The 19,454-nt window shown below is 46.4% G+C and carries 19 protein-coding genes; 6 read left to right on the top strand and 13 right to left on the bottom strand.

All coding sequences use genetic code 11. From position 1 onward, the window contains the following. The first annotated feature begins 303 nt into the window (after positions 1 to 303). Positions 304 to 933 (top strand): hypothetical protein, encoded by a 630-nt coding sequence (locus L4D74_RS14740; RefSeq protein ID WP_265675712.1) that lies wholly within the window; start codon positions 304 to 306, stop codon positions 931 to 933. A gap of 140 nt (positions 934 to 1,073) precedes the next feature. Here L4D74_RS14740 and L4D74_RS14735 read toward each other — a convergent pair whose 3' ends face one another. Continuing rightward, positions 1,074 to 2,303, bottom strand: a complete 1,230-nt coding sequence (locus tag L4D74_RS14735) for a serine hydrolase domain-containing protein (protein ID WP_428752883.1) — start codon at positions 2,301 to 2,303, stop codon at positions 1,074 to 1,076. A gap of 121 nt (positions 2,304 to 2,424) precedes the next feature. On the opposite strand from L4D74_RS14735, the gene L4D74_RS14730 reads away from it, so the two are divergent. From L4D74_RS14730 to L4D74_RS14715, 4 genes are all read left to right on the top strand, one after another. After that, on the top strand, positions 2,425 to 3,312 hold the full coding sequence (locus L4D74_RS14730; RefSeq protein WP_428752882.1) for a LysR family transcriptional regulator: 888 nt from the start codon (positions 2,425 to 2,427) through the stop codon (positions 3,310 to 3,312). Positions 3,313 to 3,464: 152 nt separating this feature from the next. Further along, on the top strand, positions 3,465 to 4,571 hold the full coding sequence (locus L4D74_RS14725) for an efflux RND transporter periplasmic adaptor subunit (protein WP_428752881.1): 1,107 nt from the start codon (positions 3,465 to 3,467) through the stop codon (positions 4,569 to 4,571). Between the two features lie 4 nt (positions 4,572 to 4,575). Next, on the top strand, positions 4,576 to 7,731 hold the full coding sequence (locus tag L4D74_RS14720; RefSeq protein WP_428752879.1) for an efflux RND transporter permease subunit: 3,156 nt from the start codon (positions 4,576 to 4,578) through the stop codon (positions 7,729 to 7,731). Positions 7,732 to 7,967: 236 nt separating this feature from the next. Further along, positions 7,968 to 8,261, top strand: a complete 294-nt coding sequence (locus L4D74_RS14715) for a YMGG-like glycine zipper-containing protein (RefSeq protein ID WP_428752878.1) — start codon at positions 7,968 to 7,970, stop codon at positions 8,259 to 8,261. 75 nt (positions 8,262 to 8,336) lie between these two features. On the opposite strand, the gene L4D74_RS14710 is transcribed toward L4D74_RS14715, so the two are convergent. From L4D74_RS14710 to phnF, 11 genes are read right to left on the bottom strand one after another with little or no spacing between them, the layout of a single operon-like run. Beyond that, a complete protein-coding gene (locus L4D74_RS14710) occupies positions 8,337 to 8,981 on the bottom strand; it encodes a DapH/DapD/GlmU-related protein (RefSeq protein WP_428752876.1) in 645 nt (214 codons plus the stop codon). Then, positions 8,978 to 9,745, bottom strand: coding sequence for a phosphonate metabolism protein PhnP (phnP, locus tag L4D74_RS14705; RefSeq protein WP_428752874.1), 768 nt, complete (start codon positions 9,743 to 9,745; stop codon positions 8,978 to 8,980). Before phnP ends, L4D74_RS14710 begins: the two co-directional genes overlap by 4 nt. After that, positions 9,742 to 10,416 carry a ribose 1,5-bisphosphokinase gene (phnN, locus tag L4D74_RS14700; protein WP_428752872.1) on the bottom strand — a complete coding sequence of 225 codons (675 nt, stop codon included), beginning with the start codon at positions 10,414 to 10,416 and terminating at the stop codon, positions 9,742 to 9,744. Before phnN ends, phnP begins: the two co-directional genes overlap by 4 nt. A 3-nt stretch (positions 10,417 to 10,419) precedes the next feature. Next, the gene (phnM, locus tag L4D74_RS14695) at positions 10,420 to 11,553 is read right to left on the bottom strand and encodes an alpha-D-ribose 1-methylphosphonate 5-triphosphate diphosphatase (protein WP_428752870.1); all 1,134 of its coding nucleotides are present in this window, start codon (positions 11,551 to 11,553) and stop codon (positions 10,420 to 10,422) included. A gap of 13 nt (positions 11,554 to 11,566) precedes the next feature. Continuing rightward, the gene (phnL, locus tag L4D74_RS14690; protein ID WP_428752868.1) at positions 11,567 to 12,337 is read right to left on the bottom strand and encodes a phosphonate C-P lyase system protein PhnL; all 771 of its coding nucleotides are present in this window, start codon (positions 12,335 to 12,337) and stop codon (positions 11,567 to 11,569) included. 11 nt (positions 12,338 to 12,348) lie between these two features. After that, positions 12,349 to 13,197: a phosphonate C-P lyase system protein PhnK gene (gene phnK, locus L4D74_RS14685; protein ID WP_428752866.1), complete on the bottom strand. Its 849-nt coding sequence runs from the start codon at positions 13,195 to 13,197 to the stop codon at positions 12,349 to 12,351. Next, on the bottom strand, positions 13,194 to 14,105 hold the full coding sequence (locus L4D74_RS14680) for an alpha-D-ribose 1-methylphosphonate 5-phosphate C-P-lyase PhnJ (protein ID WP_265675701.1): 912 nt from the start codon (positions 14,103 to 14,105) through the stop codon (positions 13,194 to 13,196). Before L4D74_RS14680 ends, phnK begins: the two co-directional genes overlap by 4 nt. Further along, positions 14,102 to 15,187, bottom strand: a complete 1,086-nt coding sequence (locus L4D74_RS14675; RefSeq protein WP_428752865.1) for a carbon-phosphorus lyase complex subunit — start codon at positions 15,185 to 15,187, stop codon at positions 14,102 to 14,104. The genes L4D74_RS14680 and L4D74_RS14675 overlap by 4 nt, the downstream gene beginning before the upstream one ends. Beyond that, complete coding sequence (gene phnH, locus L4D74_RS14670; protein ID WP_428752863.1) at positions 15,178 to 15,792, bottom strand: phosphonate C-P lyase system protein PhnH; 615 nt, start codon at positions 15,790 to 15,792, stop codon at positions 15,178 to 15,180. The genes L4D74_RS14675 and phnH overlap by 10 nt, the downstream gene beginning before the upstream one ends. A gap of 59 nt (positions 15,793 to 15,851) precedes the next feature. Then, a complete protein-coding gene (gene phnG / locus L4D74_RS14665; RefSeq protein ID WP_428752861.1) occupies positions 15,852 to 16,298 on the bottom strand; it encodes a phosphonate C-P lyase system protein PhnG in 447 nt (148 codons plus the stop codon). Further along, the gene (gene phnF, locus L4D74_RS14660) at positions 16,299 to 16,994 is read right to left on the bottom strand and encodes a phosphonate metabolism transcriptional regulator PhnF (RefSeq protein ID WP_428752986.1); all 696 of its coding nucleotides are present in this window, start codon (positions 16,992 to 16,994) and stop codon (positions 16,299 to 16,301) included. It abuts the gene before it with no gap. 383 nt (positions 16,995 to 17,377) lie between these two features. Here phnF and L4D74_RS14655 point away from each other — a divergent pair, with 383 nt between their 5' ends. Next, positions 17,378 to 18,298: a polyprenyl-phosphate transporter gene (locus tag L4D74_RS14655; RefSeq protein ID WP_428752860.1), complete on the top strand. Its 921-nt coding sequence runs from the start codon at positions 17,378 to 17,380 to the stop codon at positions 18,296 to 18,298. Positions 18,299 to 18,399: 101 nt separating this feature from the next. On the opposite strand, the gene L4D74_RS14650 is transcribed toward L4D74_RS14655, so the two are convergent. Further along, positions 18,400 to 19,452, bottom strand: a complete 1,053-nt coding sequence (locus tag L4D74_RS14650; protein ID WP_428752859.1) for a sulfate ABC transporter permease — start codon at positions 19,450 to 19,452, stop codon at positions 18,400 to 18,402. Positions 19,453 to 19,454: the final 2 nt, after the last annotated feature.

Genomic DNA, 19,454 nt, shown 5'->3' with positions numbered 1-19,454 from the left:
GTGTCGTGAATACTTGCCAATACGGAAGATAAGAAAATTCCCACAAGGCACCATGGCGAAAAATTCGACAATGCAGCCGTTCACCATTATCGCCATGTTGCGACTTTTAATAGGAAAATGTACTTTTTTTGCCTTCTTTAAATAGACCCGGCAATACTGGAGCGATAACCCATTGAAATATTGAATTAATTAATGCCTTTTTTGCATGGTCCCTCGCAAGTCATCCACTTACAGAATTTATGGGATACACTCACAGCACTTATAATTACTAAAATATTACCTTGTCTATTTAAGGGTAATACCATGAAATTAATAATAAAAACATGTTTAATCACGCTAGGCCTAGTTTCTCTATCAGGTTGCGTTTCTTCCAAAAATGCACAACAAACCGCACCGGATATTAATGCCAATACACAGTACAGTGACATCAGTCTGGCATTCCATGATCAGCGTCCTTACGTCTTAGATAACGACAAAACCGTCGCATTTGAAGGCATAATACGCTCTGGTTTTGGGATTCCTTATTCCTACGAAACCTACACCAAGCAACCGTTAACCGATTATCTCTCAGATAGATTGTCCGCAGGTTTTGAAAAAGCGGGGGTCGAAGTCACACAAGTCATTACGACACCGCTTATGGACACAACTGAAGTAAAAAGTGCCTTAGTCAGTGCTGGTAATAAGTCTATTTTGTTTGAAATGCGCAACTGGAAGTACGACACCCACGCCTTTAGCGATGGCGTGTATATTGATGTCACGATGACCATCTTAGATTCGAAAGGAAAATCACTGCTGACTCGAGTTTATAACGTAGAAGATAATATCCCAGACAATGGAGGAGACTCCATCATTAACAATGTCCAACAAGCGTATCAAACCCGATTTGAAACCATCTTTGCCGAGCAAGATGTCTTGGATGCGTTAAAGAAATAGCCCATTCTTTTCATAAAAAAGTGCTCAACATTATCTGATGTTGAGCACTTTTTTTCGGCGCTGAATTTCACGCCTTCAATATAGCCTGTCCACGACTATAGCTAATCCACTACTATCGCCAATCCACTACTATAATCAGTTCACTGTTGAGCCTGAGCCCTCATGTATTTCACCACGTCAAATACCGCTTCATATTCTTTGTTAAAGTGATCGTACGGCGCAGGTAACTCAGACTGAATCATGCTGTTAATCGCCACGATAATGCCTGACTCAGGATCCGCCCAAATCAATTGACCCGCCCAACCACTATGCCCAAGGCCATACTCATTCATAATCGCCGATTTATAATAGCGACTTTCGATGTGCGTCAACTCTGCGGGTACTGGCTCACCCTCTTTGTTTGCCACTTTCATATCCTGAATAGCTTGCTGCTTGTCACTAATCAGTAAGCGCCCATAACGCGCAAAATCAATGGTTGAAGACATCATCGACGCGCCAATCACAGGCGTTCCAGCAAAATCGGTACCCATAAAGACGGTATTTTCTCCCCCAACCTCGTGAAACAAGTCACGAATTTGCTGATCAAGCCCTACGCCCGTAGCCGACTCAACTAACCAGCCAAGTACACTGGTATTAATGGTGGCATAGTTTGCAATGTCGCCTTGCCACTCATTGCTTTGCCCCATCTTCTCTATCGACTCAATCCAATCACGCAATTCCAAGCGCTCATCGTTACGCTGCATACCGATCACACGCTCATCTTTGTCAAAGTTCGCGAGCGCTTTGGGGTCACCCTTATACGCTGCCAGCTCAGCAACAGAATGATTCACATTCATCGCCGCCACATCCCCCACGGTTCGGCCTCTAAACCCTGAGCCGATTGAAGGAATGTATTTCTCTACTTTGTCTGTGAGCTTAATTTTGCCGTCAGCAATCGCTTTATTGAGCAGTATGTAACCTATTGACTTAGTCGCGGATTGGTCTGAAAACGTCGTCGAACGATCATGGCCATTACGGTATTGCTCTAGTAACACGTCGCCGTCAGCCGTCATCACAACAATACCGCCTGTAGCAGGGTGATTCAATAAGCGAGCAACAGAAGGAATCTCATGTAAATGGTAGTCACGTTTTTGATGATCCACTTTAAACACATCCTGCGCATTAACCGCAATCATATTTGGGTAAAACGTAGGCATCACTGCTTGGCCAACATGACGCTGTTGCTGCCAAGTATCAATGGTCACTGGAACCTGATTCGATGGGGAAGCGCTCGCATGGTCATTATTAGCAAAAGCGTTGTCGGCAAAGGCAAGTCCAATCGAGGCGGCTAATGAGGCAACCACAGCGATCGTTTTCATGGATTTTTTCATAATGTACTCCTTCATGTTGCAAGGTACTGGTTGAAAGTCCGTCTATTATCTATATTATTTTCATTAGTAGTTACTAGGCTTCCTATGAATTAATCATAGGGTAGAAATAGCGAGTCGCATCATGATTAAACCGGATTTACTCAAATCTTTTATTGCCTCTGCCGATTGTGGGTCCTTCAGTGCCGCCGCGCGTGTACTGGGCAAGCATCTGACGACGGTCAGCGGTAATGTCGCCAAGCTTGAAGATGATTTAGGCGTGATGCTATTTGACCGAGAAGGAAAATACCCGCAACTTACTGAAGCGGGCCGAAACCTATACGATGGAGCAAAAGTGGCCGTTGAGAGTATTGAGCGCTTCCAGCGTAATGCCCAGCAACTCTCAATAGGTATCCCTGCAACAATGATGATAGCTATTGATGAAGAATTGGATCTTCAACCATTTCTACCTTTGTTAAAAGCGTTACAAAAAAACTGGCCACACATCACGCTAACCATACTATCTCTGCCCCCAGAAGATATTCTTCAACGAGTGCGAGAACAACGCATCGATTTAGCTATTGCACCAACCCTGGAAGGCAATAGTCAGTTTTACGAATTTCGAGCAATTGGTAACTGCATGATTGACATTGTTTGTGGTCAATCGCACCCTTTAGCGAAGCAGCGTACCATCAGCAACGACGATCTAATGGCGCACACCCAGTTAATTGGTCCCTCTAGTCGCAGCCTTACTATATTGCGTCAAGGCACAAAAATGTCCTCGTCATTACTGGAAAGCAACGGGTACCACAACTTTCTTTCTCTCGTTCGTGCTGGCCTAGGTTGGGGGTTTTTACATCGATTAAATCAGCAGCCAATCTGTGATATCATTTCTATCCGACCAGAATTTGTACAAACCCAATTGCAGGTACAGTACGATGTTATTTGGCCGAAAAATCAACCAATAACCGAAGTACATTCGTTCGTTATTGAACACATTAAGCACGTTTTTCAAACCGAATCTGCAAGTTAATCAGTGTAAGTTAGCTTATCGTTGCCCATAAAAATTGATAATTAAGCCCGAATACCAATAATGACGTATTGACAAATCGAATAATAACTAATTCGAACTATTAAAAGATCAGAAATATTATAAGGCACTCTCTCATTATATCAGAGGTCCTTATGCGCCAATCCAAAACGCTGACGGTTTGCTTACTTCCCTTAATATTAGCAGCTTGCCAACCCCAAATAGAAAACACCGCAAACACGACTGTATCGGTTGATGTCGTTACGATCGCGGCTCAACCCTACTACCACCAAGCGCGGTTTATAGGGAAAACTGCCGCGATCCATAAAGTCGACATTGTTCCACGAGTCTCGGGCTACTTAAAGTCACGTCACTTTATCGAAGGAGAGCAAGTCAGTAAGGGAGAACTGCTATTTGAGATCGATCCCGCGTTGTTTGAAATTGAGATATTACGCCTAGAAGCCGCATTAAAAGAAACAACCGCTGATTTTAATATCATCGACCAGAAGCACAAAAAAGCCATCACCCTCGTCAAAAAGCAAGCCCTCTCCTCTTTAGAATTAGATCAGCTCACCGCTGAACGCACCTCTTCGCTTGCTCAAATTGACGCGGCAAAAGCCGCACTATCACGTGCAGAACTCGAATTATCGTATACCAAAATCACCGCACCATTTGACGGCATCATTGGCGCGAGTCGATTTAGCCCCGGCGCTTTAGTGGGACCAGGCAGCCAAGCCCTCACCCAAATCGTTAGCTTCGATTCCGTGTACGTGAATATCCAGTTGGATGAGAAACAACACGTCAACAACCTACAAGAGCAGTTGATCAAAGGTAGGGAGCTTTCAGCACCAAACTTTACCTTGCAACTCGCCAATGGTGCACAATATGGCCACCAAGGCGAATCCAATTTCATTGATAATCACATGGACAGCCTTAACGGTTCAATCCGCTTTAGAGTCAAATTTCCGAACCCAGATAATCTGCTTATTCCAGGCCAGTTCGTTACTGTAACAAGTATTGAGAGCCAACCCAGTTCTGCCATCTTAATCCCGCAATTAGCGGTTCAAGAAGACCAACAGGGCCGTTTCGTCTTGGTCGTGAACAATCGTAATATCGTCGAGGCTAAGTACATACAGGTGAGTGATCGAGTCAATGATAACTGGCTTGTCGAATCGGGTATGTCTGGAGGTGAGCGTGTCATTGTAGAGGGACTACAAAGCATAAAGTTAGGTATGGAAGTCGATGTGAACCAGAGAGGATAGCATCATGGCTGAATTTTTTATCAACCGTCCGAAATTTGCGATCGTTCTATCGATCGTCATGACCATCGCTGGTTTATTGACCCTAATGAAAATGCCGGTCTCCCAGTTTCCAAATATTGTTCCCCCTTCTATCGAGGTTTACGCCGTCTATCCCGGAGCGGATCACAATACCATCCGAGATACCGTCGCCAGTGTCGTTGAACAAGAAATCAACGGCGTTGAAGGGATGATTTATCTTGAGTCCAAATCGAACAACGATAATACCTACCTGGCTTATGTCACATTCGAAATTGGCACCGACCCTGACAAAGCTCAAGTCTTAGTGCAAAACCGAGTCAACAAAGCCATGGCTAAATTGCCCGATGAGGTAAAACAGCAAGGTGTTACCGTAGAAAAAGTAGCCAACTCCATCCTAATGACCGTCAACCCGTACTCGCCTGACGGTAAGTTCGATAATCTGTATCTTTCTAACTACGCCTCACTCAACATCAAAGATGCACTATTACGCGTTGAAGGTGTGGGTAAAGTACAAGTTATCGGAGAACAAAACTACTCGATGCGTGTCTGGCTTAATCCAGAAAAAATGGCGGCGCGTGCCATCACAGCTTCACACATTGCCGACGCTATTGCAGCGCAAAACACCACGGTAGCGGCTGGAAAACTGGGAGAGAGACCGACGGCAGGAAACCAAGTGTTTCAATACACCATTCAAACCAAAGGTCGCCTTCTTGATACGACTGAATTTGACAACATTATTTTAGCGTCCAATAACGATGGCAGCTTTGTGTATCTAAAAGATGTCGCCCGAGTAGAACTTGGCGCCGAGCAATATTCTGCCATCGCGACATATGCGGGAAATGAAAGTCCAATTCTTGCCATCTATCAAGCGCCTGGTGCGAACGCCGTACAAGTTGCTGAAGATGTTCGCCAGATTATGACGGTTCTAAGTGAGCGCTTCCCTCAAGGCATGGCTTACGATGTGTCCTATGATTCCACGACATTCATCAAAGTGTCGATGGATGAAGTATTCGAAACACTCTATATTGCCGTGTTGCTTGTGGTCGCCGTAACCTTTTTGTTCTTACAAAGTTGGCGAGCCACTATTATTCCAGCCATCGCTATCCCAGTGTCGTTAATTGGCACCTTTGTCGTGATGGCCGCTATGGGCATTGATATTAATACGATTTCAATGTTTGGTTTAATCCTTGCGATCGGCGTAGTCGTCGATGCCGCCATTGTTGTGATTGAAAACGTCGAACGGCTCATGGAAGAGGAGCATCTTGATGCAAAAACTGCCACATCCAAAGCCATGAAAGAAGTCACCGCGCCACTTATTGCTTCCGCATTAGTGTTACTTGCCGTGTTTGGCCCTGTGTCTATTGCCCCCGGTATGGTGGGACAAATGTATCAGCAATTTGGCGTGACCATTTCAGTCTCGACCATTATTTCCACCATAGTGGCATTAACGCTTACGCCAGCATTGTGTGCCGTCATGCTCAAACACGAAGAAAAAAAACAACGCGGTATATTAGCGGCCTTTAACACCCTAGTCGCGAAAATTACTCGAGGATATGTCGGGTCGGTAAGCTTCCTTGGTCGCCGCCTTCTTCTTTCTGCGTGTTTCTTTATTGCCATTCTCGGGGGGATCGCCACGTTTGCCGCCTTTACGCCGAGTGATTTTATTCCCGCAGAAGACCAAGGCTCCTTCATCATTGACGTCAATCTCCCAGAAGCGGCAGCACTCGACAGAACCGACATTATTGTCGATCAACTGGTTACGGATATTTCATCGCTCAGTGGAGTAAAACATGTCATCGCCGCTAAAGGTTACTCATTACTCAAGGGGGCCGCTTCACCAAATTCAGGGATGATGATTGTTGTGCTTGATAACTGGAGCGAGCGCAGCGAACCGGAACAAAGTGAATTTGCCTTAGTGGCCCAAACACAGCACCTTATTGATGGTAACCAAGATATTTCTGGTATGGCATTTTCTATGCCCGCTATTCCGGGGCTGGGCAACGCGGGTGGACTCACCCTACAAGTCGAAGATCTCAACGGTCGTCCAATAGAAGAAATGGCGCCAGCACTGAATGGCTATTTACATGCTCTAAATCAATCTAAAAAAATAGCGATGGCATTCACCACATACAGCGCTAATGTGCCGCAGCTGTATCTTGATATTGATAGAGCAAAAGCACTTGCCCTTGGTGTCGACCTACAAGAGGTCAATCTAACCCTCTCGGCAATGATGGGTAACCTTTATGTCAACGACTTCACCAAATACGGCAAAAACTATCAAGTAAACCTTCTCGCAGAGCAAGAGTTTCGCAACAGTGAAAACGACTTAAGTCGACTCTACGTTCAATCAGACAGTGGCAATATGGTCGCACTTTCAACATTTGCTCGCTACAAACCGCTAGTAGGTTCAGATAATACCGCGCGATACAATCTCTATAACACTGCGCAAATATTGGCGATTCCTGCTCACGGTTATAGTTCAGGGGAAGCCATCGATGAGATGGAGAAAATTGCCGCAACGAGTCTCCCTTCAGGGTACGCTTACGAATGGACAGGTATGACTTATCAAGAGTTGGCGGCCGGGGATGCTGCACCCTATCTTTTCGCCCTTGCGTTATTGTTTACCTACTTATTTCTTGTCGCCCAATACGAAAGCTGGCTGATCCCAATGGCGATCATTCTTTGTGTTCCAACAGGGCTCATTGGCGCGCTGGGATTTGTATTCGCTACAGGTGGCACCATAAACCTTTATACACAAGTCGGTTTGGTTCTACTCATCGGTATGGCCAGTCGCAATGCCATATTAATTGTAGAGTTTGCTAAAACACTTCGCGAAGACAACCAATTATCCATTATGGAGTCGGCTAAACAAGCCATTGCTCTACGGATACGCGCAGTCATGATGACGGCTTTTTCATTCATTTTGGGCGTCCTCCCTTTGGTTATTGCCAGTGGCGCAGGGTCAGCCAGTCGTAACGCCCTTGGCATCGCCAGTTTTGGAGGTATGCTAGCTGCAACCGTGATTGGCTGCGTCCTTGTTCCGGTGTTCTTTATCGCCTTACAAAGACTACGCGAACATGGGCGATTTAAACCTAAGTTGCCATCAACTCGCGTCCCGTGTGGGCCTGATAAAATGCCATAACCCCTGCAGAGACATCATTGTTCCCCATACAAAATGACTCATTCACCAAGCTTTGCGCTACGCAACGCTTGGTTTTTTTATCTCAAATATCATGCTGTTGAAAGGTCTTCTATCACCTATTCATCTCTTCGATAGTTTGTAGTTTCGCGCTGCATCAGAACCTAGGTAGAGTGAGCACACGCCAAAGGAAGGCTCTTTTACTCACTCTCTATCACGATTTTATATAGGTAAATAGAATGAAAAAATCCATCTTACTCATGACTTTAATTGCGACTGGCGCGAGTGCCTACCATCCATGTGATGGCGGCAATGAAATCACTGATGCCGTTGAAGGCGCTGTGGTTGGCGGAGTCGTAGGCGCGGTCGCAGGCAATGCCACAACTGGCGCGGCAATAGGGGCAACTGCAGGTGTCATATCAGGCGCTTATGACGAGGTTGACTGTGACAACTATATCGCAGATGAAATCGTCGCAGACTCAATCCGAGAAGACATAGAAGATGACATCATCGCCGATGCCGTATGGGACTAGAGCAACCGCAGCGACGAGCGTGCTCCGGTTGCATCATTGTAAACCTTGAGTTTTAGCGCTATTTCATCTCTCGCCTTACAGACTATTTTCAAAGTGAGCCAAAAACTCACCACAACCTTTCTGAAAAATAGGTAATGCTAAGGCGATTTTTTCTTCACTCCAATTCCACCAAGCCAACGCTTCCAAACGTGAAGCGTAACTAGGGTCATCAAAACGATCTCGTAGCACTCGTGCCGGATTTCCAACCACTATCGAGTAGGCAGGAACATCCTTGGTGACTACACTACCCGCGCCAATAATGGCACCATTTCCCACCGTGATACCCGGTAGGACAATGGCACCATGACCAATCCACACATCATGGCCAATGGTGACTTTATCCTCTTCACGCCATGCAAAGACTTCATCATCCAGTGTGGCTGGGTTCTCTCCCAAACCATACTTACCAGGTCGATACGTGAAGTGGTGTAGTGTCGGACGCCACCATGGGTGATTGCTTGGGTTTACTCGCACGTTAGCCGCTATCGACGTGAACTTTCCTACCTCTGTAAACATCAGGTTGCAGTCGTTTTGAATATAACTGTAGTCACCCAACACCACGTTATTGAGCACGCAGCGCTCCGACACTTCAGTCCAGTAGCCTAGCTCAGTTTGATGGTATTTTACGCATGGTGAGACGCTCGGCGCTGCGGATAGTGCCGTTGATTGTGGTTGAGTCATAATGTTATCTCCTGACCATCGCTTAGTAGTTGGATGGTATGGGGCAGTGTGTGCTGGTGATGATTAAGCCAGTTGATAGTATCGTGACTCACATGAACCAACCCTAAATGGTCCGGCTGGCAGTCCTTTGCTATCTGCACGACTTGGTGTATGTCGTTATGGTTTTGAGCAAGGCGCGTCTGTTCGCACTCTATCGGTGGGTAATTACAATCCGTAATAATCCACTGAACGTGCCTAGCGATAAGCCATGCCTTGGTCTCCGTGGGTAATCCATTGGTATCGGTCAAGTACGCTAAGCACTGTCCATTCCATTCAAACGCATAGCCTAAGCATAATTTTGAATGCGTCAGAGGTAGGGGGGTAACCGTAATGCCTTGCCACGTAAACGCTTGAAACGGCGTTGCGCGTTGGGAAAAATCCAACAACCCTGAATGCTTGTAAAGATCATCGCAACCATTCGGATCATCTGGTGAGATAACAGGAATGGGCTCGCCCATCCCCCATCGCAGATCAAACAAACTGTGCACATGATCCATATGGTAGTGTGTCACCAATATGGCGCTGATCTTCCCTGCAGGAAAGCGAATTAACAAATCAGGGGCGTTCGCGTCTAAAAGTAGAATGTGTCCGTTATGCTCAATATAGGCCGACGTTTTTTCCCGCTTTAATTGGCGGTTTGAACTTGCTAATAGGCACGCTTCACACGAACAGCCATACACTGGCATCATAGCGCTATTGCCCGTCCCCAACATCGTTAACTTCATTGCGCTGGCGTGGTCAATACTGCGTCCACCTCCAATTCTGAACCTACCTCCAATTGTTGACGTTTGGCCTGAAACTGCGCCACACTGGCACACACTGACCCGCTATTATCAATCACCCAACTTTCTTCTATTCCCATACATCCTTCTATATCCGCAACGCTATACGCTTTAGCACGCTGTAAACGCTGCTCAATTTGAACAGAATTTTCTCTACCCCTTGCCGTAAGGCGCTGCCTCAAAATAGACGCTTCAACCTCAATAACAACCGGAATTAACTGGCCAGAGAACACCCTTTTCGCTTGTTCTAACTGAGCCCGAGAACCATTGACCACAACAGAAAGCCCTTGCGCGAGCCAGGTCTTGATTTCCACTCCAACGCCATAACATAGACCATGAGCTTGCCAATTCAGTGCAAATAAGCCTTTGGCTTGCCGGCTTGCAAACTCCTCACGACTAAGGGAAACATGGTTTTCTCCTCCCGCATCAGCAGGTCGCGTAATATAACGATGAGCGATAACAATCTCTCGACAAAATTGCGCACGAATCGCCTCTATCAAGGTATCTTTGCCTGAACCAGATGGACCAATAACGTAATACACCTTTGCATTAAAAGATGAAGGAGGTAAGCAAACACTCACCTCTTCTTTCTCTGACATATTCTGATATGGCATGAATTAAAAGACCTTCTTCCCCTGACGCCACACTCGCGCCACCAACGGATGGCCATCAACTTGACGCGCTAAGACCAAGTCAGCACGTTTACCTTCATCAATGATGCCTCTATCATTCAAGTTAAGGGCTTGGGCAGGATTCTTCGTCGCCAACTGTACCGCTTGTGGCAATGTCAACGTGTTACGTTCATCCGCTGCAAGCGTGTAAATAGCTTCAAGGAGACTCATTGGGTAATAGTCCGAAGAGAGAATGTCGAGTACACCTTGGGCAGCGAGTTCATGCGCCGCCACATTGCCCGAGTGCGAGCCACCACGAACGACATTCGGCGCCCCCATTAACACCTTAAGACCAAGTTCATGAGACTTTCTTGCCGCTTCAACTGACGTAGGGAATTCCGCGATAGCCATACCGAGTGCTTTTGACTCAAGCACGTGCTCAGTCGTTGCATCATCATGACTCGCCATCGGCGTGTTGTGCTCACGGCACTGACGGCAAATCTCATCACGATTTTGTTTCGACCAGCGTTGTGACAGATCAACCTGCATTTTTTCAAACGCGGCCATCTCACTATCACTCATGTTGTATTTACCTTGATAGTAAGTGCGGTATTTCTCAACATTGACAAATTGTCGCTGCCCAGGAGCATGGTCCATTAATGACACCAATTGAACCTCTGGCAAATCAATAAAGCGCTCAAACATCTCAACCGTTGTCTCATGAGGGACTTCACAGCGAAGATGCAAACGGTGCTCAGCTCGAGTCAATCCACGCTTTTGGCTTTCAATGACCGTATTAATGAATAAATCGAGGTTTGCTTGGCGCTTCTCCTCTCGAAAGTCACCAAGTGCCACCGCATCCAATACAGTAGTGATACCAGAGCCAATCAATTGCGTATCATGTGCACTCATCGCAGAAAATGGTGGCCAGTCGACCTTGGGCCGAGGGGTGAAGTATTTTTCTAAATTATCGGTATGGAGCTCAATGAAGCCGGGCATCAAATAACCGCCTTCTCCATCGTAAGCACCAGAAATTTGGCTAGGAGAATCCGACATACTGGCAATTTTGCCATCTCTCATTTCTAGAGAGCCCTGCACTACTTCATTTTCTAATACTAGATTTACATTGGTGATAATCATGCGTTGTTCTCCGTTACGCGCACGCGGAAATGGATGATGACGGTGACATAGATGACAAAGCGGTCTCTGATGTCGGCTGAGGCGCCCCTTTTTTAACATCATAAAGGCGATCAGCAACTTCATCTCGAGTCTGCTCATCGTGGAATATTCCCACCACAGCCGCCCCGCGAGCCTTGGCTTCTTTGATAAGATTTACCACCACTGCACTGTTTGTCGCATCCAGTGAGGCCGTCGGTTCATCCAATAGCAAAATGGGATAATCAACAATGAAGCCACGGGCAATATTGACGCGTTGTTGCTCACCGCCAGAGAACGTTGCTGGCGCAAGGTTCCAAAGATGTGCGGGGACGTTCAATCGCGTTAACAAGGATTGAGCTTTAGCCTGTGCTTGTTCACGACAACCCCCCATTTCAATCATTGGCTGCATCACCACCTCTAAAGCACTGATGCGTGGAATCACACGAAGGAACTGACTCACCCAGCCGATAGTCTGTTTACGGACATTGAGGATTTCTCTTGGTGTCGCCGTCGCTAGATTAAGCCAGCGCCCCTGATGCTCAACTTCAATATCACCACTATCGACCAAATAATTACCGTACAAGGCACGCAGTAATGTCGATTTTCCTGAACCAGAGCGACCATTGAGTACCACACACTCCCCTTCAGTGACGGTGAAACTGGCATGGGAAAGAACGGGGAGCTCAACACTCTCCTGGTTATGTAAAACAAAAGTTTTGCTGACATTCGATACCTGCAATCGAACATTGGCTAATTTAGCATTCATTATGAGGTTCCTTAGTTCTGCAGCACAGATGAGACAAGAAGTTGAGTGTAAGGATGCTGTGGATCATCAAGCACTTGATCTGTGAGTCCACTTTCGACGACTTCACTACGACTCATCACCATCAACCGGTGAGCCAGCAAACGGGCAACCGCAAGATCATGAGTCACAATCACCACCGCAAGATCAAGCTCTGTCACTAATCGACGCAGCAGATCCAATAGCTTCGCTTGTACAGAAACATCCAGCCCTCCAGTGGGCTCATCCATAAAGATCAACTTAGGATGCGTAACTAGATTGCGCGCGATCTGCAATCTTTGCTGCATACCGCCTGAAAACGTGGTTGGCATATCATCAATACGATCAAGCGGGATCTCGACATCCGTTAACCACTTACTCGACGCTTCACGAATATTGCCATAGTGACGATCTCCGACCGCCATAAGGCGCTCGCCAATATTGCCTCCCGCAGAAACGCGAGAACGCAACCCATCCATTGGGTGCTGGTGAACGACTCCCCATTCAGTGCGAAGCAAGTGACGTCGCTGACTTTCGGCCATGGCATACAAGTCCTCAAGTTGAGCCACTTGAGCGTCACCCTTCCCTCGAACGTATAAGACAGAACCACTGTCTGGCGTTTGACGACCAGATAATGATTTCAATAACGTACTCTTACCGGACCCAGACTCACCCACGATACCCAGGACTTCTCCCGGATAAATATCAAAAGACACATCACTAAAGCCTTTGCCGGGTGCGTATAATTTCGTTAAGTGTCGTACCGACAACAGCGGCGCTTCGGCGTCGACGGTTTGCGCCTGAGCTAGCGCGCGCTCTGACTGGTCATTCCATACGTTATTCATGCCACACCTTCTTGTAATTGTGTCTTGTCATTTTCAGCCACTTGGTCGCGACAGTAATCCGTGTCGGAACAAACGAACATGTGATTACCTTTATCATCCAGCACCACTTCATCGAGGAAGGTGTGCGTTGCACCGCAAATAGCGCAAGGGTCATCCCACTTTTGAATCTCGAAAGGATGATCGTCAAAGTCTAGACTTCGCACCTTAGTGAAAGGCGGAATGGCATAAATGCGCTTCTCACGTCCGGCACCAAATAGTTGCAGTGCTGGCATGTTGTCCATTTTGGGGTTATCAAATTTGGGAATTGGCGACGGATCCATAATGTAGCGATCATTCACTCGGACAGGGTACGCATACGCGGTAGCAATATGACCAAAACGCGCAATATCTTCATACAGCTTGACGTGCATCACGCCATACTCTTGCAGAGCATGCATTTTTCGCGTTTCCGTTTCTCGTGGTTCAATAAATCGCAACGGCTCTGGAATAGGCACTTGATAAACTAATATTTGATCAGCTTGCAACGCCACTTCTGGAATACGGTGTCTGGTTTGGATGATGGATGCTTCACGGGTGCTTTCCGTGGTCTTCGCATCCGCAACCGATTTAAAAAATTCTCGAATAGAAACCGCATTCGTGGTGTCATCGGCACCTTGGTCAATCACTTTTAATGTGTCAGCCTCACCAATGATCGCAGCGGTGATTTGTACACCACCCGTGCCCCATCCATAAGGCATTGGCATTTCTCGACCACCAAATGGCACTTGGTAACCTGGCACCGCAACGGCTTTTAGTAGCGCACGGCGAATCATTCGCTTCGTCTGCTCATCAAGATAGCCATAGTTATACCCCGTCACCCCTTGAGCATGACTCACTGGTGCTGATGACATTGTCTGTGTTTCGCTCATGACTGGTTCTCCTGCATCAGGGCATCATGTTCTTTGTGCATTTTACGAAGCAGCTCTAGCTCCGCTTGGAAGTCAACGTAATGGGGCAATTTAAGATGAGAGACAAAACCCGCTGCCTCTACGTTGTCGGAATGAGACAAAACAAACTCTTCATCTTGTGCAGGACTTGCGACTTCTTCATCATATTCCGGCGCTTGAAGTGAACGATCCACCAACGCCATCGACATGGCTTTGCGTTCGGTTGCGCCAAATGTCAGCCCATAACCACGAGTGAGCTTCGCTTTCTCTGTTTTACTGCCAACAAAGCCATTGATCATCTGACATTCTGTTAATTCAATCTCACCAATATCAACCGTAAACCCCAGCTCTTCTGGGTTAAGTGATAGCACGGTCATCCCTGTACGGATTTCACCGGCAAATGGGTGATTACGACCATAACCACGTTGCGTTGAATAACTAAGCGCTAGTAAGAACCCTTCATCGCCTCGCACTAAGTTTTGCAGTCGCGCAGAACGATCACAGGGGTAATTGACTGGTGCCATCGTAATGTCTTCTGGCACTTGTTCGTTATCACGTTCAACTTTCATCATGTCGAGATGCTCTAGGATCCCTAACACCTGCGGGCAAGGTTCACTGTCTGCGCACGGTTCAGTGTCCAACCGAGGCGCCTCTCCCTCCGCAAGCAAACTAAAATCCAATAGTCGATGCGTGTAGTCATAAGTAGGGCCTAAAATTTGACCACCAGGTAAGTCTTTATAAGTGGCTGAAATACGGCGTTCGATTCGCATATCACTAGTATTAACTGGCTCTGATACCGCGAGACGTGGCAATGTTGTGCGATACGCTCGGAGCAAGAAGATAGCTTCAACCAAATCACCATTGGCCTGCTTTATAGCTAAGGCAGCAAGTTCGCGATCGTAAATACCGCCCTCGGTCATCACGCGGTCTACCGAGCCTGATAGTTGCTCACTCACCTGAGCCACACTTAACTCAGGAAGATCCAAACAGCCACGACGCTTTTTAGCCTGAAGTTGGTGGGCGCGTTGAATCGCTTTCTCGCCGCCCTTTACTGCTACATACATGAAGACACCTCAACGTTAGTCGTGCGTGGCAAACACAGCACATCTTGCTGGTGGACTAGAATCAAATCGATACCGAGTGGAAAGTCTGTCAACTCTTGGCGTGACATCAGGAAAGTCAGAAACTCGCTTGGCACGTCACCAATATAAGCATCACATCGCGTCTCGATACCCGGACCCGATAAAGAAATACGCTGACCAGAGGTTAATGAATCAAGTTCCACAATCACAGTCGTTGCCTGATCAGGGTACTCCTCATTGCCCTGATTAAACGCTAACCACTGACTGCTGCACGATATAAGATCCCTTTCTGCTATTACTGCAAAGTCCGCTTCATTTTGCGCAGCTACAACTGGCGCACCGCTATGAAAACGCACATTATCGAGTACCGCTTCATCGCTCTGAAGTGCTGGAGATAGCCATACAGAAGTCGCATTGTCCGCTAAGCTCAAGAGAATTTGTGCCGTTGCGGCCTGCATATCACCAAAGCCATGGCTCTTATCTAACGTGACGCGTTTCCCGGGCTCGGACATGGCTTTGAGTAGCAGCCTAAAACAGTATTGGCTGTCATGAACAGCGTCTTGAAACGCTGGTGTAATTGTTGTCATGAGTGTTACCTGTTGGGTTGATGAATTCACCAATGCGTAATGATGGTCTTTGAAAAGTGTTAATCTTCGCCACGAACCAAGGTAAAAAAGTCCACCTTCGTTGCAGCCACTTCAGCCGCCCTTAACTGCTCCTGCTCTTGCTTAATAGCAGCTAATGGCTCAATCACTTTACTGAGCAATAGAGCTTGTGATGGCTGAGTTTGTAAAAGCCCATCAAGCACTGCGGCCAATTCAGCGTGCGCTTTGTTTCGACCACGGATATAGCTGTAGCCCAGTTCACCACTGGCAAGCTTTACCACCGCTCTGGTTATTGTGGCGTCCCCCATATTGAACTGACGTCCCGTCCCCCCCATCCTGGCTCGAATCTGTGTCAATCCAATCTCAGGCTGACGAACAATCTGATATTCAGCCTCCAGCTGTAATGCTTTCCAATGATGCTGTAAGTCATCAAATCGACTTTGTGCTAATACTGACATCCACTTTGATCTTTCGGTCACCGCAGTCATTTAATGCTCCATTACTATTTCTGTGGCGTCGGCACGGCAATTGGAGCTTGAAAACTCCGCAATAATGCTCGTACCTTTTATGACGTTTTTCGTTTTAATTTTTAAGATTGGCGTGCTTGCTGGTATCTGCAGTAAGCGGCAATCTTCATTGGTTGGTGCTCTTGCACCTACATTGGTTTCTTTGCGCTCTAATTCGACCGCAAAACCGCGTTTGATAAACTGATGGAGCGATCCACTTTTGAAATTCTTCAAAATCGGCCACCAATCTGCATTTGATAAGTAATGATCAATGATGGTTCGTGGCATATCCGCGGTTTTACGTAATGTGCGTATATGGATAATGCGCTGCCCTTCTTCAATATTGAGGTTGGTAGCAACCGTTAATGGGGCTGAGATCACTCGAGAAGATAGGACTTCGCAACGAGGCTGTGCGCCTTGTTCAATGAAATTCTTGGTGAAGTAGGCGGAAGAATGAATGTGATACTGACTTGGCTGGCGAACAACCATACTGCCCTTTCCTTGATGACGCTGAACCATGCCGATATTCACTAATTCATCAACCGCACGGCGTAAGGTGTGGCGATTAACCGCAAACCTTTGTGCTAACTTCGATTCGGCTGGAAGGTAATCACCGGGCTGAAAGGACGCTCTCACTTCCTGCTCTAACACCGAGGCGATATCCAAATAAACTGGCATCATTTTCCTTGTTACTTATCTAGATAAGTTTCAGTACATAGGCCTCTACGCTGCCTAAACGAATGTCATATGAATGCTCTGAGCAACCACATCCTCTCTATTGGGTTAGGTATACTCTGACGGCAAAACATGAACATTACGTGTCGTTTATATGTCTGATTCGTAACAAAAGAAGGGCGATAACAACTTGTATAGACAAGCTTAACCGGCTGATATTTTTAGCTAATTCGGTATTGGTTAGTCGGTTTATTACAGCTTATCTAGTATGAAGGTTCACAATAGTTTGATGTTATTTCGCTCAGTAAGATGAGATCACTCTCTAGGTGCATACACGCTCACATCCATATATACTTTGCGACAACTTTTCTAACCTTAAAGATAATATGAATTATTTGACGACCTTTCTAAAAGGAATGGCTATGGGCGCAGCTGATGTTGTCCCTGGCGTTTCGGGCGGTACTGTGGCCTTTATTACCGGTATTTATGACATGCTGCTAGAAAGCATTCGTCGTGTGAACCCAAGCCTATTTGGCATCTGGCGACGCGACGGATTTAAAGCGGCATTCAATCACATCAATGGTTTCTTTTTGATCGCGTTATTTGGCGGGATTCTCACGTCAATTCTTACACTTGCAAAGTTCATCTCTTGGGCATTAGAAACCCACCCAATTCCAGTTTGGTCATTCTTTTTTGGTTTGATTCTGGTTTCGGTTTACCACATGCTCAAGCAAGTTGAACAAAGAACATTCTCACGTTTCGTGTGTTTACTGCTTGGTGTCGCCTTTGCGTATTGCATTACAGTGTTGCAACCATCTCAGATGGATCCGACTAACATCAATATCTTCTTTGCGGGTGCGATTGCTATCTGTGCCATGATCCTACCTGGCATCTCTGGCAGCTTTATTCTATTGCTGCTTGGCATGTACACACCTGTACTTGCGGCAGTCAAAGGGCTACAGATTGACGTAATGGCAATCTTCGCAACCGGGTGTTTGATTGGCCTACTAAGCTTCTCTCACGTCCTTTCTTGGTTACTCAAACGCTTCCGTGATTTCGCCTTGGTTTTCCTAACTGGCTTAATGTTGGGTACGCTACCAAAGCTTTGGCCGTGGAAAGAAACCATTTCTTGGAGAACCAATTCTTCCGGTGAACAGGTTCCACTTATCCAAGAGAATCTATCGCCATTTAACTTTGAGTCTGTCTCTGGCCACCCCTCTCAACTGGCTATTGCCGTTGTCATGATGTTTGTTGGTATTGCCTTAGTATTAGGGCTAGAGAAAATTGCAGAGCCTGGTGATAAATAATTTTGCCCAATGTTAAATAAAACCAAAAGGCCCCGACAATGTCGGGGCCTTTTTTATCCTTCGAGCTTTGCAGAGTAAACCGCTGTCACTTAACGTGAGCCTTAGAAAACAAAGTTAACCATGACGGTATAAAGGTTAGCGTCAGTATCTACACGAGGGCTAGATACAAACGCGCCTCTCGCATTATCATAAGCATCAAATTTTTGCCACTCTGCGTTAACCGATACGTTGTATCGTACGTCGTAGCGTAGTCCTAACGTAGTACTCGCCCCCGTCTTATTATTGTCCTCGTCATACTCTTGCCCATAGACCGCATATGGCGTGAAAGCAGAAATTCGGTAAGCAGCCATTCCATACCAAGCCATAGCTAAATCGTTCTTCTGACCTTCGGCAGTGAGTTTGAGGTTTCCAAAGTCATACTCGCCACCTAGAGAGTAAAGCTTAATGTTTTGATCCGGTGTTGTTGGAAATTCCGTTCCCATCAATGTCACTGTTTGATCAAAATTTGAATCTAAAAAGGCAAAATTAATTCGGTAATTATCACCGATTAGTTGGGCGTTTGCCCCCCACATATTCTTCGTTTCAAACTTCAGTGTGGTAATCGAATTCAAATCCACTTCGTTGGTATCTTTAAAGCCAACAAATGGCGTCAAAGCTAACTGCATTTCATCTGAAATATCGAGGTTCCACGTTACACTTGCTCCATTAAATGCAGTTACCCCAAGGATGCTATTGTAGACCTCTCCCGGCGGGCGAGCAGTGGTATAGGCATGTCCAACGTAGTAGTACTCAGAAGCTAAAAATACCGGTAGGCGCAATCGCCCACCTCTAACCTCAAAGTCCCCAATGGAATACCCAAGATACGCCCACTCTAATTGTGGCTCACTCCAGTGGTCCTGCGGACGCTTAACCACTTGCACAGAGGCTTTAAATGCTTCGCGATAATAATCTAGCTGTACACCAAACGTCGTGTCGCAATCATAGCAATTTTCATCATTGATATTTCGATTCACCATTAACGGTGTTGCATTGTCAGATTTCGCCCAAGAGGTTGAGCCAAATCCGCTAATAGAAAAGTTATCTGAAAGGTCAATAGCAGCAAAAGAAGGTGCACTCATGGCAGAAATGGCTAAGACGAGCAATTTGTTATTCATGG

The sequence above is a fragment of the Vibrio cionasavignyae genome (assembly GCF_050337155.1).
Classification (GTDB): Bacteria; Pseudomonadota; Gammaproteobacteria; order Enterobacterales; family Vibrionaceae; genus Vibrio; species Vibrio nomapromontoriensis.
Note: the sequence above shows the minus strand (reverse complement) of the source record. Positions and strands in the feature narration are given on the sequence as shown.